This is a genomic window from Brevibacterium sp. NPDC049920 (assembly GCF_040656435.1).
Taxonomy (GTDB): domain Bacteria; phylum Actinomycetota; class Actinomycetes; order Actinomycetales; family Brevibacteriaceae; genus Brevibacterium; species Brevibacterium pityocampae.
Genome location: NZ_JBFAMF010000007.1, coordinates 22,456 through 39,942, shown reverse-complemented (window position 1 = coordinate 39,942; position 17,487 = coordinate 22,456). Strand labels below are relative to the sequence as shown.

General features: G+C 71.6%; 16 protein-coding genes. 5 read left to right on the top strand and 11 right to left on the bottom strand.

What is annotated here, in order from left to right; translation table 11 throughout:
• The first annotated feature begins 55 nt into the window (after window positions 1-55).
• From AB0I45_RS08620 to AB0I45_RS08610, 3 genes are all read left to right on the top strand, one after another.
• Window positions 56-574, top strand: coding sequence for an O-acetyl-ADP-ribose deacetylase (locus AB0I45_RS08620; RefSeq protein WP_345031565.1), 519 nt, complete (start codon window positions 56-58; stop codon window positions 572-574).
• A gap of 61 nt (window positions 575-635) precedes the next feature.
• Window positions 636-2,285: a helicase HerA-like domain-containing protein gene (locus tag AB0I45_RS08615; RefSeq protein WP_295690337.1), complete on the top strand. Its 1,650-nt coding sequence runs from the start codon at window positions 636-638 to the stop codon at window positions 2,283-2,285.
• Window positions 2,286-2,365: 80 nt separating this feature from the next.
• A complete protein-coding gene (locus AB0I45_RS08610) occupies window positions 2,366-3,283 on the top strand; it encodes a patatin family protein (protein ID WP_295690350.1) in 918 nt (305 codons plus the stop codon).
• Between the two features lie 241 nt (window positions 3,284-3,524).
• Here the strand turns inward: AB0I45_RS08610 and AB0I45_RS08605 are convergent, their stop codons facing one another.
• The gene (locus tag AB0I45_RS08605) at window positions 3,525-3,917 is read right to left on the bottom strand and encodes a YchJ family metal-binding protein (protein WP_217494840.1); all 393 of its coding nucleotides are present in this window, start codon (window positions 3,915-3,917) and stop codon (window positions 3,525-3,527) included.
• 95 nt (window positions 3,918-4,012) lie between these two features.
• On the opposite strand from AB0I45_RS08605, the gene AB0I45_RS08600 reads away from it, so the two are divergent.
• Window positions 4,013-5,092: a DUF808 domain-containing protein gene (locus AB0I45_RS08600; protein ID WP_295690341.1), complete on the top strand. Its 1,080-nt coding sequence runs from the start codon at window positions 4,013-4,015 to the stop codon at window positions 5,090-5,092.
• 12 nt (window positions 5,093-5,104) lie between these two features.
• Here the strand turns inward: AB0I45_RS08600 and AB0I45_RS08595 are convergent, their stop codons facing one another.
• Window positions 5,105-5,680 (bottom strand): hypothetical protein, encoded by a 576-nt coding sequence (locus tag AB0I45_RS08595; RefSeq protein ID WP_295690343.1) that lies wholly within the window; start codon window positions 5,678-5,680, stop codon window positions 5,105-5,107.
• A gap of 128 nt (window positions 5,681-5,808) precedes the next feature.
• Here AB0I45_RS08595 and AB0I45_RS08590 point away from each other — a divergent pair, with 128 nt between their 5' ends.
• Entirely contained in the window at window positions 5,809-7,449 is a 1,641-nt protein-coding gene (locus AB0I45_RS08590; RefSeq protein ID WP_295690345.1) for an NERD domain-containing protein, read from the top strand.
• A 129-nt stretch (window positions 7,450-7,578) separates the two neighbouring features.
• On the opposite strand, the gene AB0I45_RS08585 is transcribed toward AB0I45_RS08590, so the two are convergent.
• The 9 genes from AB0I45_RS08585 to AB0I45_RS08545 form a co-directional block, all read right to left on the bottom strand.
• Window positions 7,579-8,781 carry an ABC transporter permease gene (locus tag AB0I45_RS08585; protein WP_137319320.1) on the bottom strand — a complete coding sequence of 401 codons (1,203 nt, stop codon included), beginning with the start codon at window positions 8,779-8,781 and terminating at the stop codon, window positions 7,579-7,581.
• Complete coding sequence (locus tag AB0I45_RS08580; RefSeq protein ID WP_295690347.1) at window positions 8,778-9,488, bottom strand: ABC transporter ATP-binding protein; 711 nt, start codon at window positions 9,486-9,488, stop codon at window positions 8,778-8,780. Before AB0I45_RS08580 ends, AB0I45_RS08585 begins: the two co-directional genes overlap by 4 nt.
• A complete protein-coding gene (locus tag AB0I45_RS08575; RefSeq protein ID WP_345031557.1) occupies window positions 9,485-10,609 on the bottom strand; it encodes a hypothetical protein in 1,125 nt (374 codons plus the stop codon). The genes AB0I45_RS08580 and AB0I45_RS08575 overlap by 4 nt, the downstream gene beginning before the upstream one ends.
• A gap of 229 nt (window positions 10,610-10,838) precedes the next feature.
• The gene (ppk2, locus tag AB0I45_RS08570; RefSeq protein ID WP_137319316.1) at window positions 10,839-11,786 is read right to left on the bottom strand and encodes a polyphosphate kinase 2; all 948 of its coding nucleotides are present in this window, start codon (window positions 11,784-11,786) and stop codon (window positions 10,839-10,841) included.
• A 120-nt stretch (window positions 11,787-11,906) separates the two neighbouring features.
• Window positions 11,907-12,404 (bottom strand): thiol peroxidase, encoded by a 498-nt coding sequence (tpx, locus tag AB0I45_RS08565; protein ID WP_137319315.1) that lies wholly within the window; start codon window positions 12,402-12,404, stop codon window positions 11,907-11,909.
• 58 nt (window positions 12,405-12,462) lie between these two features.
• Complete coding sequence (locus tag AB0I45_RS08560) at window positions 12,463-13,449, bottom strand: DUF368 domain-containing protein (protein ID WP_295688567.1); 987 nt, start codon at window positions 13,447-13,449, stop codon at window positions 12,463-12,465.
• Window positions 13,446-13,904 carry a SufE family protein gene (locus tag AB0I45_RS08555; RefSeq protein WP_295688569.1) on the bottom strand — a complete coding sequence of 153 codons (459 nt, stop codon included), beginning with the start codon at window positions 13,902-13,904 and terminating at the stop codon, window positions 13,446-13,448. The genes AB0I45_RS08560 and AB0I45_RS08555 overlap by 4 nt, the downstream gene beginning before the upstream one ends.
• Complete coding sequence (locus tag AB0I45_RS08550) at window positions 13,901-14,806, bottom strand: sulfurtransferase (protein ID WP_247425202.1); 906 nt, start codon at window positions 14,804-14,806, stop codon at window positions 13,901-13,903. The genes AB0I45_RS08555 and AB0I45_RS08550 overlap by 4 nt, the downstream gene beginning before the upstream one ends.
• On the bottom strand, window positions 14,803-17,421 hold the full coding sequence (locus AB0I45_RS08545; RefSeq protein WP_295688571.1) for an excinuclease ABC subunit UvrA: 2,619 nt from the start codon (window positions 17,419-17,421) through the stop codon (window positions 14,803-14,805). Before AB0I45_RS08545 ends, AB0I45_RS08550 begins: the two co-directional genes overlap by 4 nt.
• Window positions 17,422-17,487 lie beyond the last annotated feature (66 nt).

Here is a 17,487-nt window from a genome sequence, read left to right as displayed (position 1 = left end):
TCCCCGAGCCCGGCACCCCCTCCCCCGGGCCCGTGCCCCTCGCTAGGCTGGCTCCATGGACATCACCCTGCGCACCGGAGACATCACCACCTCGACCGCGGACGCGATCGTCAATGCGGCGAACTCCTCGCTGCTCGGCGGGGGCGGGGTGGACGGCGCGATCCACCGCGCCGCGGGCCCGGAGCTGCTCGCCGAGTGCCAGGAGCTGCGCGCCACCACGCACCCGGACGGGCTGCCGCCCGGTCGGGCCATAGCGACCGGAGCGGGCGCGCTGCCGGCCCGCTGGGTCATCCACACCGTCGGCCCGAACCGGCACGCCGGCCAGACCGATGTCGCCGTCCTCGAATCGTGCTTCGCCACCGCGCTCGACGAGGCCGAGCGGATCGGGGCGCGCACGCTCGCCTTCCCCGCGATCGGCGCCGGGGTCTACGGCTGGGACGCCGCCGAGGTGGCCCGCGCCGCCCTCCGGGTGCTCACCGATGCCGGTGCGGCCGAACGCTGGCCGGGGGTCGGGTCGGTCGAGTTCGTGCTCTTCGGCGACGCGGTCGCCGACGCCTTCGCCGCCGTGTTCTGACGCGGTTCCGCGGTGCGTCCGGTGCTTCGGCCGTGTCCGCGCCCTGTGCCAGAATGACCGCATGAGCGATTCCCAGGCGGCCCTCGAGGCCATCCGCACCGGCTACACCTTCGACGTCCCCGCACTCGACCTCGGCTCCGCCATCGACGGCGACACCGTGGTCACCGAAGCCCGCGTCCGCCTGCCGCTGGGCATGCTCAACCGGCACGGGCTCGTCGCAGGTGCCACGGGCACCGGCAAGACGGTGACGCTCCAGGTGCTCGCCCAGGCGATCTCCGATGCCGGGGTGCCGGTGTTCGCAGCGGACATGAAGGGCGATCTGTCCGGCATGGCGACGCCCGGCGAGGGCTCCGAGAAGCTGCTGGCCCGCACCTCGGCGAACGGCCAGGACTGGGCGCCCGCGGCGAGCCCGGTGGAGTTCCTCGCCCTCGGCGGGGAGGGCACCGGGGTGCCGCTGCGCGCCTCGGTCACCTCGTTCGGCCCGCTTCTCCTGTCGAAGGTCCTCGAGCTCAACGACACCCAGGAGTCCGTGCTCGGCCTGCTCTTCCACTACGCGGACGCGCAGGGTCTCGCACTCCTCGACCTCAAGGACCTCAAGGCCGTGCTCACCCACCTGACCTCGGACGAGGGCAAGGCCGAGCTCAAGTCGATCGGCGGGGTGAGCAGCGCCTCGGTGGGCGTCATCCTCCGGTCGATCGCCAACCTCGAGGCGCAGGGTGCCGACGTGTTCTTCGGGGAGCCGGAGTTCGACATCGCGGACCTCCTGCGCACCGCAGAGGACGGCCGCGGCATCGTCTCGATGCTCGAGCTGCCGGCGGTGCAGAACCGCCCGGCCCTGTTCTCGACATTCCTCATGTGGCTGCTCGCGGAGCTGTTCGAGACCCTGCCGGAGGTCGGCGATCCGGAGAAGCCGGCGCTCGTGTTCTTCTTCGACGAGGCGCACCTCCTGTTCCGCGATGCCTCGAAGGCGTTCCTCGACTCGGTCGCGCAGACCGTGCGCCTCATCCGCTCGAAGGGTGTGGGCATCGTGTTCGTCACCCAGTCCCCCACGGACGTCCCCGACGAGGTGCTCGCCCAGCTCGGCTCGAGCATCCAGCACGCGCTGCGCGCCCACACCCCCAAGGACGCCAAGGCTCTCAAGGCCACGGTGGAGACCTTCCCGATCACCGACTTCGACCTCGGGGCGCTCCTCACCGGGCTCGGCACCGGCGAGGCCGTCGTCACGGTCATGGATCCCGACGGCTCCCCCACCCCGGTGGCCCCGACCCGGGTCTTCGCCCCGGCCTCCCGCATGGGACCCACCGACGCCCCGGTGATGGAGCAGATGGTCGCCGGCTCCCCGCTCCAGGCGAAGTACGGGGAGGCGATCGACCGGGAGTCCGCTCACGAGCTCCTCACCCGGCGCTACTCCGAGGCCGAGGCGCAGCCGGAACCGGCCGACAGCCCGGCGAACGCCCCGCGCACCCCCGACGCCTCGACCACGGACCCGGGGCCTGCGGACACGCCGCCGGCACCCACCCGCCAGGAGACCCCGACCCGCATCCCGACGCCCCGCCGCGCGCCCCGGCAGCGCGCGGAGACGGCGTCCGCTCCGCAGGAATCGATGTTCGAGAAGGTCGTCGAATCGCAGGCCTTCAAGCAGTTCACCCGCACCGCCGCCCGGGAGATCGCCCGCGGCATCTTCGGCACCGGGCGCAGGCGCCGCCGGTGACCGACGGCCCCGACGATCACGCACCGGGCTCCGCACACCCGGACTCCGGGGAACCGGCATCCGTGCCGCAGGCGTCCCCGGTGCCGACCACCGAGCACCATGCGCCGGGCGGCCCGCTGGCCCCGAACGTCACCGACACCGCGCTGATCTTCGAAGGCGGCGGGATGCGTGCCTCGCTCACCTCCGCCGTCGTCGTCGTGCTCCTCGATGCAGGGATCCGGTTCGACTACGTCGCCGGGATCTCCGCCGGGGCGAGCAATCTCGCCAACTACCTGTCGCAGGATTCCCGGCGGGCCCGCCGCTCCTTCGTCGACTTCGCCGCGGACCCGAGGTTCGGCGACGTGCGCACGATGCTCCGCGGCGAGGGCCTGTTCAACGCGAAGTACATCTACGAGGAGACCGGCCTGCCCGACCAGGCGCTGCCCTTCGACTGGCGGACCTTCGCCGACAATCCCGCCGACTTCCGGATCGGCGCCTTCGAGGCGGAGACCGGGGACGAGGTGTTCTTCTCCCGCGCGGATGTCACGGAGATGACCGACCTCATGGTGCGGGTGCGCGCCTCCTCGACGATGCCGGTGATCATGCCGCCGGTGACGATCGACGAGCGCACCTACGTCGACGGGGCGCTCGGGGCCGACGGCGGCATCGCCCTGTCCCGCGCCCAGGCGGACGGGTACGAGAAGTTCTTCGTCGTGCTCAGCCAGGAGCGCGCGTATCGCAAGGCCCCGCAGCGCTTCCCGTGGTTCTACCGACAGTACTTCCGCCGGCACCCGGCGATCGCCGAGGCCCTCCTCACCCGCTGGCAGCGCTACAACGACACCCGGGATCGGCTGCTCGAGCTCGAGCGGGCCGGGCAGGCCTACCTGTTCGCGCCCGAGGTCATGCCGGTGGGCAACGGCGAGCGCGACCTCGCGAAGCTCGCCGCGAGCCACCGCCGCGGCCTGTCGCAGGCCCGCCGCGAGCTGCCCGCCTGGCAGGAGTTCCTCGGCCGCGCCTGAGGTGCGTGCGATCGAGCTGCGTGCGAGCTGAGGCATTCGCGTGCGGACTGAGGCGCTCGCGCGCCCGCGCTCTGAGGCATTCGCGTGCGGTGGCCGGTCCCCGCGCTGCCCTCCCCGCCCAACTGCGGAGTATCCGAAGAGCGGCGCGCAATTGCGCGTCGCCTTTCGGATACCGCGCAGTACGCAGCGCGTCAGTGCCTCAGGTCAGCACCTCAGTTCACTGCCGGGCTCGGTCGGTGCCTCACTCGATGGGGTCGAGGTACATCCAGCGGCCGGCCCGGCGGACGAACCGCGACTTCTCGTGCATCCGGCCCTGCGCCATGAGGTCGCGGAACCGGGCGGTGAAGGTCACCGTGCCCTCCTCGTCCTCCGGTCCGCCGCCGGTGACGTCCTCGATCTCGAGACCGAGCCACTGCGTCGTCCGATCGGCCGTCGAATCCACCGGCCGGGTGCGCGGGTGCCAGGTGCGGAACAGGTGGTCGTCGTCGCGCAGCGCGAAGGCCGTGTAGCGCGAGCGCATGAGCGCCTCGGCGGTCTCCGGCCACACCTCGCCGGCGAGCGCCGGCCCGCAGCACTCGATCAGGGAGCTGCCCGCAGGCACTCCGCCGCACGGGCACGGGATCACAGCAGACATCTGTCCTCCTTCGTCTAGCATGACCCTATGCCGAATCCGCAGCACTGCACGACCGCCCCCGCCCAGCCTCCCCGCCGCGTCGGCCGGAGCACCCGATGAGCGGCGGTCTCGTCGCCCTCCTCGACGACGTCGCCGCACTCGCACGGATCGCTGCGGCGAGCGTCGACGACGTCGCCGCCGGAACCGCGAAGGCGAGCGCGAAGGCCGCCGGCGTGGTCATCGACGACGCCGCGGTCACCCCGCAGTACGTCACCGGCGCTGAGCCCTCGCGCGAGTTGCCGATCATCTGGCGGATCGCCAAGGGTTCGCTGCGCAACAAGCTCCTCATCATCGTCCCGGTGCTCCTCGTCCTCAGCCAGTTCGTGCCGTGGATCCTCACCCCGATCCTCATGCTCGGCGGCACCTACCTGTGCTTCGAGGGCGCGGAGAAGGTGTGGGCGAAGATCCGCGGGCACCATGCGGAGAAGGGCGAGCCCGCGGTCGAGCAGGGCAGGGATGCCGAGGACAAGATCGTCAAGAGCGCGATCACCACGGACTTCATCCTCAGCTGCGAGATCATGGTGATCTCCCTCAACGAGGTCACCGACGAGACGCTGCTGAGCCGCGCGATCATCCTCGTCGTCGTCGCGATCGGCATCACCCTGCTCGTCTACGGCGTGGTCGGCCTCATCGTCAAGATGGACGACATCGGCCTCCACATGGCGAAGAAGGACTCGGCCGGCTCCCAGAAGTTCGGTCGTCTGCTCGTCAGCGGGATGCCGCACGTGCTCGACTTCATCTCGATCGTCGGCACCTTCGCGATGCTCTGGGTGGGCGGCCACATCATCCTCGTCGGCATGGACGAGCTCGGGTTCCACGCGCCGTACGCATTCGTCCACGGGATCGAGCGCCTCGTCGCCGGCATCGCGGTCGCCGGTCCGATCCTCGCCTGGCTCATCAACACGTTCTTCTCACTCGTCCTCGGTCTGCTCTGGGGACTCGTCATCGTCGGGATCGTCCACGTGCTGCCGATCGGCCGCAAGCACGGCGACGTGCACACGAGCACCGAAGATGCCCCGGGAACCGCCGTCGAGGCGCACCCCGGCGCTCCCGCACAGACCGGGGAGCCATTCCCTGACGGTGACGGGCCGGTCGATTCGCGCGCCCCCGGGCACCGCCCGGGCGACTCCACCTGAGGCGGCCCGGGCTCAGCGGAAGCGCCGCCACACCTCGGTGAGGAATGCGGTGAGCGGTTCGGCCCCTCCGCGCAGGGTGCTCGGCAGGGACAGGCCGGGCCCGCCGATGAGCTTCTCCTCAGTGGCGCGCAGGGATGCCAGGATCTCCGAGTCCGACTTCGCAATGTGCTCGGCGGCGGCCGGGGTGAGGCGGATGACGGTCATCTGCGTGGTGCGTCCGCTGCCGCTGGGCACCTCTGCCGTGTCGATCCCAGTGATGCCGGACCAGGCGAGCCGCCCGAGGTTGCGCTTAGAGTTCGGCCAGCCGCGCTTGAGCTCGACTCCGCCGGTGGTGACGATGAGCCGGTCGGGGTTGACGAACTGGCTGGCGAAGAGCGGGAGGCCGAGCACCCCGAAGAAGCCGACGGACAGGATCCCGATCATCCACGACCAGGACCACATGGGCGATTCGAGGATCATGAGCAGGCCGCCGGCGGTGAAGCCGAGCGCGATACCGAACATGCAGCCGAGTCCGACCTTACCCGTCGTGATGACGACGCGCCCCGAGCGGTCGAACCGGGCGCGCCAGGTGTCGGTGAGGGATGCCATGGTCTCATCGTACCCAGCCGCACCAGTGTTCGGAGATCCGGAATGTTCCGATTCCGTGACACCGGGGGTCGCCCACCCCGCGCCGTGATCGCGCCCCACCGGTCCACCGTCCCCGATAGTCTGAGCCCATGAGCAGCGACGCCGCGGATCAGCAGGCCCAGGGACCGACCGTGCACTGTGACGACCAGCCCGAGGGCGCGGAGAAGGTCGTCCTCGACCACCTCCGCGCCCAGCTGCCCGACAACGCCGTGATCATCCACGGGCAGCGGCTCACCACCCCGGACGCCGACGTCGAGATCGACTTCCTCATCCTGTGGCCGGGCATCGGGATCATCGTGCTCGAGGTCAAGGGCGGTCAGGTGCGGGTGCAGGACGGCCGCTGGTCGACGAGCGGCAGCCCGCTGCGCCGCTCGCCGCTCGAGCAGGCGATGGCCGGCAAGTATGCGTTCCTCGACTGGATCCGGCCCCGGATGAGTATGCGCCCCGGCCGCACCGTCCACATGGCATGCCTGCCCTACACGAACACCTCGCGGTGGGACGACCTGCCCGATGCGCCGCGCACCCATATCGTCGGCCAGCAGGACCTCGACGGTCTCGCCGCGGCGATGAGCACGGTGCTGCGCACGTCCATGCAGCGCGAGGACCCGCCGAGCCCGGCGGCCGTCGCCCTCGTGGTCAAGCAGCTGCGGCAGACGCACGCCGCGATCGAGAACGCGCGCTCGGCCGCGATCGAGCTCGAGGACCGCGCGAACCGCTTCACACAGGAGCAGGAGAAGCTCCTCTCCGTGCTCCGCTACCAGACCCGCGCCGAGCTCAGCGGCGGTCCCGGCTCCGGCAAGACCCACCTCGCGCTCATCAAGGCCCGGCAGCTCGCCGCGGACGGGCAGCGGGTGGCACTCATGTGCTACTCCCGCGGGCTCGGACGCTACTTCGAGCTCATGACCGCGCAGTGGCCGCAAGCGGAGCGCCCGGCCTTCATCGGCCTCTTCCACGACCTGCCGCTGAGCTGGGGCGCCGAGCGCGCCGGGGACGACGACCCACACTTCTGGGAGGTCGAGCTCCCCACCCGGATGCGCGCGCTCGCCGCCGAGCGCGACCGGGCGGAGCTGTTCGACGCGATCGTCGTCGACGAGGGCCAGGACTTCTCCAACCTGTGGTGGGAGGCGGTGCTGTCGTGCCTGCGCGACCCGGACGCCGGCGTGCTCTACGTCTTCACCGACGAGCGGCAGCGGATCTTCGACCGCGACGGCGACGCCCCGATCGAGATGAACCCCTTCCACCTGGGCGAGAACCTGAGGAACGCGCAGACCGTGGCCGAGGCGTTCGGCTGGCTGTCCGACGAGCCGCAGATCGTCCGCAATCCCGGTGGGGAGCCGGTGGAGCAGATCGACGTGCCCTTTGACGCAGCGCAGGATGCCGCCGACGACGCCGTGGAGCGGCTGCTGGAGAGCGGCGAATGGCAGCCCGAGGACATCGCGCTCCTCACCACGTACAGCCGCCACCCCGAGCAGAGGCAGATCGTCGAGACCGAGGGCTACGAGGTCTACTGGGACGGGTTCTTCTCCGCCTCCCAGGTGTTCTACGGGCATGTGCTCGGCTTCAAGGGGCTCGAGCGGGCCGTCGTCGTGTTCTGCATCAACGGCTTCCGCGACCCCGAGCGCGCCCGCGAGATGCTCTACGTCGGGATGTCGCGGGCGCGCTCGAAGCTCGTGCTCGTCGGCGACATGGCCAAGATCCAGGAGCTCACCGCGGTCGCCGAGGAGCCCTGAGTCGAAGCCCTCAGCCCCGCGCCCGCACGTCCTCGACGAAGGCGCGGGCCACCGGCGCCTCGGTCCCGGTGACGAGGAGCACAACGTGCTCCGGCGGGTGGATATCGTCGCCGTGAGGCGTTCGCGCCGCTACTGGCGGATCGCGTCGATGATCGTCACCCGGGCCGCGATCGCCCCGGGGATCACCCCGGCGAGCGCGCCGACGGCGATCGACACGCCGATCCCGATGAGCGCGGCGGACACCGGGAACGGCGGCACGTCGGTGACGATCTCCCCTATGAGGTTTGTCACCAGCGGCGACTTGAGGAGGAGCACCGCGGCGACGACACCGACGACCCCGGCGACGAAGGTCGCCACCACGCTCTCCATGACGATGGAGAAGAAGATCCGCCCACCGGTGGCGCCGAAGCTGCGCCGCACCCCGATCTCCCGGATCCGCTGGCGGACGGTGACGACGGAGATGTTGACGAGGCCGAGTGCGCCGAGCAGCAGGATGAGGGCGCTCACCCCGAGCAGCCCGTTACGCAGGCCGGCGAGGATGTCCGGCTCCTCCCCGGCGAAGAAGTCCATGCGGTAGGCGGACACCTCGTAGCCGGGCAGCTCTTTCGACAGCCGCGCCTCGAGCTGCGCGGCGAGGAGCTCGGCCTCGGCGTCGGGCACCCACAGCTTGGCGCCCACCCCGGTGCCGCTGAGGTCGAGGGCGTCGATCGACTGCGCGGTGCTCGGGAGCATGAAGAGCGACTCCGTGCCGGAGAGGCGCGGGACCTCGACCACCCCGATGACGGTGGCGGTGATGTGCTCCGCTCCCGGCAGGCGCATGGTCGTCGGCAGCGCGCTCGTGTCGATGCCGCTGCGCTCGGCGAGGTTCGAGTCGATGACGATCGGCGGGGACCGGTTCTCCCCGTCGCCCTCGGCGAACCAGCGGCCGAGCGCGGGCTGCTGGCGGTGGATGACCGCGTAGTCGGGCTCGACGATCCGCACGGAGACGGATCTCTGGGAGTCCGCGCCGGTGGACAGGGAGGTGTCGACGAGGAGGCTGGTGTGCCCGATCCCGAACTCCTCGGCGACGCCGTGGACCTCCGCGGCGACCTCCCCGAGGTCGCGGGCCGCCCCGGTGCCGGGGTAGAGGTCGACCTGCAGGGTGGCGGCCCGGCCGCCCTCGCGCTCGAAGGTCTCGCGCATCCCCTGGGAGGTCATCTCGCCGAGCGCGACGACGACGGTGAGCGAGCACACGGCGACCCCGACGCCGAACAGGGAGAGCAGCACGCGCAGCTTGTGGATGCGCAGCTCCTGCCAGGCCTCGACGCAGGCGGCGAAGAAGGTCGTGATCATCGGACCGCGCTCCCCTGCGCCTCGGGCACGAGACGTCCGGCGTCGAGCCGGAACCGGTGGTCGGCACGGGCGGCGATCGCGGGGTCGTGGGTGATCGTGACGAGTGCGGTGCCGAATTCCTGGGCGGCCTGCTGCAGCAGGTCCATCACCGCCCGCCCGGTGTCGATGTCGAGGGCGCCGGTCGGCTCGTCGGCGAGGATGACGCGGGGCCGGCGCACGAGGGCGCGGGCGATCGCCACGCGCTGCTGTTCGCCCCCGGAGAGGTTCTTCGGCTGGGCGTCGATCCGGTGGCCGAGCCCGAGCCGCTCGAGGACCTCGGCGGCGAGCGCATTGCGCCGGCGGAACTCCCCGGCCGTCCCGTAGAGCAGGGGCGCGGCGACGTTCTCGCGCGCCGTGCGGTCGGGCAGGAGGTTGAACTGCTGGAACACGAAGCCGATGTCGCGCCCGCGGATCCGTGCGGCTCTGCGGGCGGAGATCCGCTCGATCGGCTCCCCGCACCAGCGCATGGTGCCGGCGGTCGGCCGGTCGAGGAGGCCGAGGATGTTGAGTAGCGTCGACTTCCCCGAACCCGAGCGGCCGACGATCCCGAGGTGGTCCCCGGCACGCACCGTGAGATCGACACGGGACAGAATGGTGAGCACGCTGTCATCGGGCAGCCGAGCGGCGCGGGCGACCCCGGCAAGCTCGATGAGCGGGGCCTCGGTCACCAGTCGCCCTCGCCGCCGAACTCCCCAGGGTCGTCCGCGGCCTGCTCGGGTGCGGTGCCGGGGACGAACTCGGCGATCGCCTCGCCCTCCTCGAGCCCGGAGACGACCTCGACCATGGTGCCGTCGCTCATCCCGAGCTCGACCGCGCGCTCCTCCTCGGTGCCGTCGGCGCCGATCGTCCACACGGTGCCCTTCTCGGTGAGGCCGCGCACCGCGGTGACGGGCACGATGAGTGCATCCTCGACGGAGCCGGCGTCGACCTCCATGGTCATCGGCAGCCGGTTGTAGACGGTGACCTCGTCGGGCACGAGACAGGTGAGTGACACCGTGTCCCCGCCGCCCGGGTCGGGTGCCGCGCCCGCGTCCTCGGCCGGGGCCGGATCCGCCTCGCCCGTGCCCTCGGAGCCGCCGGTGCTCTCGGGACCGGCAGTGTACCCGGCCCCGTCGCCACCGTCGTCGCCGCCCGTCGATCCCTGGTCGATGCGCAGTCCGGTGCAGTCGAAGGGCTCGGGCCCCTTGGTGATGGTGATCTCCGCGGAGTCGGGCAACTCAGTCAGCCGGTAGAGATCGATCGGCTCGATCACACCGACGGCGCGGAAGATCCGCTGCGCGACGGAGGTCACAGGGGTGCCCTTCGCCACCTCGTCGCCGATCTCCTGGGTGAACTCCCCGAGCGTGCCGTCGGCCGGGGCGACGACGGTGTGGTAGCGGTAGCGCGGCGCGGCGGGCGGGGCGGGCGCGGGCTCCGCCGCGTCGGGGTCGGTGCCCGGGGCGGGTTCCGGTGCCGGCTCAGATGTCTCCTCGGCCCGGATCTGGAACAGCTGGTCGCCGGCCCGGACCTCGGCGCCGGCAGCGACGAACAGGTGGTTGATCGTCCCCGCGTGGCTCGCCTCGACGGGTTTCGCCGGGTCGATCCGGATCGTCCCCGACACCGTCATCGTGTTGGTGATGGTCCCTCGTTCGACGACGACCTCGGTGCTCAGCGGAGTGCCGCTGGGTTCCTCTCCCCCGCCGGCGGCCTGCCCGGTGGGCCGGAATGCGATCCACGCCAGGGCGATCGCGATGACGAGGAGGACGACGAGGAAGCCGGTGGGGAGGATGACGCGGCGGAACAGCTGCACGGGTGAGGCGCCCTTCTGGTGACGGACCCCGGGACGGGGAATGACCCGACGGTAACATCGGGATCCGTGCGGACTCCCGCGGCGGCGTTGCGGTTGTGCGGCGATCGCGTGACGAATCGGGCACCGCAGCTGCCCGCGACCGGACATGCGGAGCGGCCGCCGGATTCCTCCGACGGCCGTTCCCGATCGACTCGTCACCGTGTCGGGCGGCGGCCCTTTACCGCGGATGTCACAGGTTGGGGAAGCTCCCGATCGACTCGCCCTCACCGGCTTCCAGGAGCGACTTGCCGCGGCCGACGATCTTCTTGTCGACCTTGCCGACGACCCGATGGTCCTTCTCCGGGTAGTCGAACTGCGAGAGCACGTAGCGCATCGCCTCGAGGCGGGCGCGCTTCTTGTCGTTCGACTTCACCACGGTCCACGGGGCGTGGGCGGAGTCGGTGTAGAAGAACATCGCCTCCTTCGCCTCGGTGTAGGCGTTCCACTTGTCGCGGCTGGCGAGGTCGGTCGGCGAGAGCTTCCACTGCTTGACCGGGTCGTTGGACCGGGCCTGGAAGCGGGCGGCCTGCTCCGCCTGGGAGACGGAGAACCAGAACTTGATGAGGTGGATGCCGGAGTCGACGAGCATCCGCTCGAACTCGGGGCAGGTCCGCATGAACTCGAGGTACTGGGCGGGGTCGCAGTAGCCCATGACGCGCTCGACGCCGGCCCGGTTGTACCAGGAGCGGTCGAAGAACACGATCTCTCCGCCGCTGGGCAGGTGCTCGACGTAGCGTTGGAAGTACCACTGGGACTGTTCGCGCTCGGTGGGAACGCTCAGTGCGACGATGCGGGCGCCGCGCGGGTTGAGGTGCTCCATGAACCGCTTGATCGACCCGCCCTTGCCGGCGGCGTCGCGGCCCTCGAAGAGGATCGCGATCTTCTGGTCGTTGGTCTTGACCCAGAGCTGGAGCTTGAGGAGCTCGACCTGGAGCTGTCGCTTCTGGCGCTCGTAGCTGCGCCGGGACAGCTTGGTCTCGTAGGGGTAGTTCTCCTGCCACGCCGGGATCCCGCCGGGACCGCTGGGAGCGGTGGCCTTGGCGTCCTTCGCCGCCTGCACCTTGACCTTGGAATGGAGTTCGACGAGCTCGTCGACCTCGTACCGGTTGTGGTCGTGCTCGATATCGAGTTCGGTCATGCGGCACCCTCGGCTCTGCGGCTCAAGCGACGCAGGATACGCCGCCGGTCAATTGTACAGGACATGGACGATGCCCGCCGTGCCCGGGGGCTCCGGCACGGCGGGCATCGCGAGCGGATCTCAGCCCAGGGCTGCGACGGCGGCGTCGTAGTCCGGTTCGGTGGTGATCTCGGGGACGAGCTCGGTGTACGTCACGGTGCCGGACTCGTCGAGGACGAGCACGGCCCGGGCGAGCAGACCGGCCATCGGCCCGTCGGCGAGCCTGAGACCGAAGTCCTCGCCGAAGCTCGAGCGGAACGCCGAGGCGGCGGTGACGTTGTCGATGCCCTCGGCCCCGCAGAAGCGCGCCTGCGCGAACGGCAGGTCCTGGGAGACGCAGAGCACAGCGGTGTTCTCGAGGCCGGCGGCGAGCTCGTTGAACCGGCGCACCGAGGCGGCGCAGACGCCGGTGTCGATGCTCGGGAACACGTTGAGGACGAGGCGCTTGCCGGAGAACGATCCGCTCGTCACCGCGCCGAGGTCGGTGCCGACGAGGTCGAACGCCGGGGCCTGGGCACCGGTGGCGGGGAGATCGCCGGAGGTGTGGACGGGTGTCGATTTGAATGCGGTTTCAGCCATGACCCCATCCTCGCCTGCCCGCGGCCCGCGATCAACCGTCCGCGGCATCCGTCCGGGCTCAGCGAACGGCCTCCCGCTCGTCCTCCTCGGCCTCGATCTCGTGGACCGTGGGCGAGAACCTCCGCTCGAACACGACGAGGGCGGCCACCGCTGCGGCGCCGAGGAGCGCGAGCAGCACCGGCCCGAGCACGGGATCGTAGGGGGCGAGCAGGGCTCCCGGAGCGCTCTCGTCACCGCCGGCCGACGACTGCCACGGCCACAGGGCCCGGAGCGAACCGATCATCAGCCCGGTCATGACGAGCAGGGTGAGGCGGCGGTGGCGGGTGAGGAGGTGCTTGAGGAGCCGCACGAACGAGGCGAGCCCGACGAGTGCGCCGAGACCGAACACCGCGATGTAGCCGAGGTCCCGGTCGTCGAGCGCGCTCATCGTCGTCGAGTACAGGCCGACGGCGAGGAGGAAGAAGGAGCCGGAGACGCCGGGCACGACGAGCGCGCAGATCGCGATCGAGGCGGCGAGGAACACGACGAGGAGCGAGGGGTCGGTCTGCGCTCCGCCGCCGGCGAATCCGATGAGCACGAAGGCGATGATCGCGGCTCCGATGACGAGCCCGGCATCGAGCAGCCGGGCGCCGGCCGAGGGCGATTCGCGGGAGGGGAGCATGAGGACCGGGACGAGGATGCTCATCGCGACGAGTCCGAAGAACAGGCCGCGCGAGGCCTCGGGGTGGTCGGCGACGAAGCGGGCCATCACTCCGGCGGCGGTGAGCACCGCGGCGGCCATCCCGATGAGCACCGGGATGATGAGCAGCCACTGCGTGCGCGCGAGCTCCGCCCGGAACCCGGCCCAGCGGTCGGGGCCGGCGACGAGCCGCTTGATCGCGGACAGCATGTGCGAGGCGGAGTCGATGAGCTGGTCGTAGACCCCGGTGACGAGTGCGACGGTGCCGCCGGACACGCCCGGGACGAGCTCGGCCATGCCGATGAGGAAGCCGCGGACGAGGTCGAGGGGCAGCACCCACAGGGGGCGTCGGGCCGGGGCGCTCATTCGGCCCCCGCAGCGGTGCGCTCGCTCACCTGGCGCTGGATGCGCGCGAGCATGCCGCTCATCCCGCGCAGCCGCAGCGGGCTCACCTGCTCCTCGAGGGACAGGCGCAGCGGCAGCTCCGCCGGGACTGAGAGCACGGTGGCGGCCGGGCGGCCGTCGAGTCCCTCGTGGAGGATGCCGGCGAAGCCGCGGGTGGTGGGTGCTTCGGGCGGGGCGCTGAAGTGGAGGTGCACGGTGCGCTCGGAGTCGTCGTCGATCTCGGTGACGAGGAAGATCGGTGACTGGCATTCGGGTACCGGTTCGAGCAGCTCGGGGTGCTCGGCGAAGCGCTCGGGCAGGTCCGGCAGCTCCTGGCTGAACTCGAGGAGCAGCTGGAGCTTGTCCGGGTCCGGCATCGCGGCGAAGTCGTCGGCGATCTCCTGCAGGCCGCCGGGCAGGGGTGCGGTCTCGCTCACGACGTCCGGGCCTCCCCCGGCTCCTCGCCGCGCGCAATCGGCACGCGAACGACGTTGCCCCATTCGGTCCACGAGCCGTCGTAGTTCTTCACGCCGCGGAAGCCGAGCAGGTGCTCGAGGACGAACCACGTGTGGCTCGAGCGCTCACCGATCCGGCAGTAGGCGATGACGTCCTCGTCCGTGTCGAGCCCGAGGTCGTCGACGTAGATGCTGCGGAGCTCCGCGGCGGACTTGAAGGTGCCGTCCTCGTTCGCGGCCCGGGCCCACGGCACGGAGCGGGCGGTCGGGATGTGCCCGCCGCGCAGCGCGCCCTCTTCCGGGTAGTCGGGCATGTGGGTGCGCTTACCGGTGTACTCGTCGGGGCTGCGGACGTCGATGAGCGGGACGCCGCCGATGCGCTCGAGCACCTCGGGGAGGAAGGCGCGGATCCGCGAGTCGTCGCGGTCGATGACAGGGTAGTCGGTCGCCGGGCGCTCGGGCTTGGCGGTGGTGAGCTCGCGGCCCTCGGCCTGCCACAGGGCGCGGCCGCCGTCCATCAGACGGACGTCGGAGTGGCCGAACAGGGTGAACACCCAGAGGGCGTAGGCCGCCCACCAGTTGGACTTGTCCCCGTAGATCACCACGGTGTGGTCCCGGCCGATGCCCTTGGCCCCCATGAGGGCGGCGAATCCGGCACCGTCGACGTAGTCGCGGGTGATGGGGTCGTTGAGCTCGGTGTGCCAGTCGATCTTCACCGCGCCGGGGATGTGCCCGGTCTCGTAGAGGAGGACGTCCTCGTCGCTCTCAACGACGACGACGCCGGGGGTGTCGAGGTGGTCGGCGACCCACTGGGTGCTCACCAGCCGCTCGGGGGCCGCGTATTCGGCGAACTTGGGGTTCGTGCTGTCGGCGGGTGCTCTCACGGTGCCTCCACGGTGTCGGGTTCGGGGTGCTCGTCCGGCGCGGCGCCGGTCGGGTCGGTAGGGGCAACGGCGGGCCGGGCCCCGGATATTCCCGCCTGCGCGTCTCCGGTCCTCGCGCCCAGGGCCAGGCAGCGGCCGGTCGCGGTGCCGGCGGCGGCGACCTCGGCCGGGGTGCCGGCCGCGATGATCCGGCCGCCGTGCTCGCCTGCTCCGGGACCGAGGTCGATGACGTGGTCGGCTCCGGCGACGACGCGCATGTCGTGCTCGACGAGGACGACGGTGCCGCCCTGGTCGACGAGGCGGGAGAGCTCGGCGAGGAGGAGGTCGACGTCGGCGGGGTGGAGCCCGGTGGTCGGTTCGTCGAGGAGGTAGACGGTGTGTCCGCGGGGTGCGCGCTGGAGCTCGGTGGCGAGCTTGATGCGCTGGGCCTCGCCGCCGGAGAGCTCCGTGGCCGCCTGGCCGAGCGTGAGGTAGCCGAGCCCCACGGCGGCGAGCGAATCGAGGGCGCGGGTGATGCGGGCGTCGGAGGCGAACACCGGGCGGGCGGCTTCGACGGTGAGGTCGAGGACCTGCGCGATGGTGAGCCCGTTCCACGTCACCTCGAGGGTGTCCGGGGCGTAGCGGGCGCCGTGGCAGTCCGGGCAGCGGGCGTAGCTGCCGGGGAGGAACACGAGCTCGACCTCGATCTGGCCCTCCCCCGCGCAGGTCGGGCAGCGACCCTCGACGACGTTGAAGGAGAAGCGGCCCACGCCCCAGCCGCGGGCCGCGGCTTCCGGGGTGTCGGCGAACAGCCGGCGCACCCGGTCGAACAGGCCGGTGTAGGTCGCCAGGCAGGAGCGCGGGCTGCGGCCGATCGGCTTCTGGGTGATGTGGACGAGTCGGTCGACCGATTCCGCCCCGGTGACGGCGCGCACGTGCACGGCATCCGCCCCGGCGCCGTCGTCCCCGTCGTCCCCGACGACGGTGGTGCGCACCCGTCCGGCGAGCACCCGGGCGAGCACATGGGTGACGAGCGTGGACTTGCCGGAGCCGGAGATCCCGGTGACCGCGGTGAGCACGCCGAGCGGGATCTCGACGTCGAGATCGTTCAGCGTGCGCGCGGTCACCCCCTCCAGGCACAGGCGGCCGGTGGGGGTGCGGACCTGAGCAGCGGTGCGCGGCGCGGGAGGCGGGGCGCCGAGGTAGCGCGCGGTGACGGAGTCCGGGACGCCCGCGAGCGCGGCGACCGGGCCGGAGTGGAGGATCCGGCCGCCTCCGGTGCCGGCGCTGGGACCGACGTCGATCACCCAGTCCGCGCCGGCGACGAGTCCCATGTCGTGCTCGACGAGGAGGACGGAGTTGCCGTCGGCGATGAATCGCTCGAACAGCTCGGTGAGCACGCCCTTCTCCGTCGGGTGGAGGCCGGCGGAGGGCTCGTCGAGGACGTAGGCGACGCCGAACAGGCCGGAGCGCAGCTGGGAGGCCAGGCGCAGGCGCTGGAGCTCGCCGGCCGACAGGGTGGCCGCCGGCCGGTCGAGGGACAGGTGGCCGAGGCCGAGCCGCACGATGGTGTCGAGCACGGGCAGCGCCGAGGGCAGGAGGATGCGTTCGGCCTCCTCCTCCGGGGTGCCCTCCCCGGCAGGCAGCGCGGCGAGCCGGTCCGCGAGCCGGGTGCGGACCTCGGCGGCGGTGCGGGCGGCGAGTGCGGGGATCGGCTCGCCGAGGTAGGTCACGCGCAGGGCGTCGGCACCGAGCCGGTGGCCCTCGCAGACGGGGCAGGTGCGGGTGTCGAAGTAGCGCAGGGCGCGCGTCCGGGTCTTCTCCGATTTCGTGTCGTGGTAGGTGTGCAGCAGATAGCGGCGCACGGAGGACCACTTGCCCTGGTAGTCGCGCTGGATGCGGCCGGCCTCGCGCTCCGGTGAGACGGTGACGACCGGCTGCTCCTCGGTGAAGAGGATCCATTCCCGCGTGTCGGCGGGCAGGGAGTCCCAGGGAGCGCGGAGGTCGATGCCGAGGGTGCGGAGGATGTCGCGGAAGTTCTTGCCGAGCCAGGCTCCGGGCCAGGCGGCGATCGCGCCCTCGGCGATCGAGAGCGACGGGTCCGGGACCATCGAGGACTCGGTGGGTTCGTGGAGGACGCCGGCGCCGTGGCAGCGCGGGCACATGCCCTCCGGGGTGTTGGGGCTGAACGCGTCCGAGGTCAGGCGCCCGCCGTGGAGCGCGGAGCCGCGGGCGAGGACGTCTGCCGGGTGGTCGCCGGCCCGGGAGTACAGCAGTCGGATCGCGTTGGACAGCGTGGTGATCGTGCCGACCGTCGAGCGGGTTCCGCCGGCGGTGTGCCGCTGCTCGAGGGCGACGGTCGGGGGCATCCCGGTGACGGATTCGACGCGCGGGTCCACGGCGGAGCCGATGAGGCGCCGGGCGAACGGGGCGATCGATTCGAGGTAGCGCCGCTGCGCCTCCCCGTGGAGGGTGCCGAAGGCGAGCGAGGACTTCCCGGAGCCGGAGACGCCGGTGAACGCGACGAGACTGCCGCGCGGGAACGACGTGGAGACGTGCTGGAGGTTGTGGAGACGGGCGTCGCGGACCCGGACGTCACCGGTGGGCACGGCGGGTGCGGCTCGATTCGCTGGCATGGCGTCCACGCTACCGGCAGGCACGGACGCGGGCGCACCGGGCGCACTCGCCGGCGCACCGGGCAC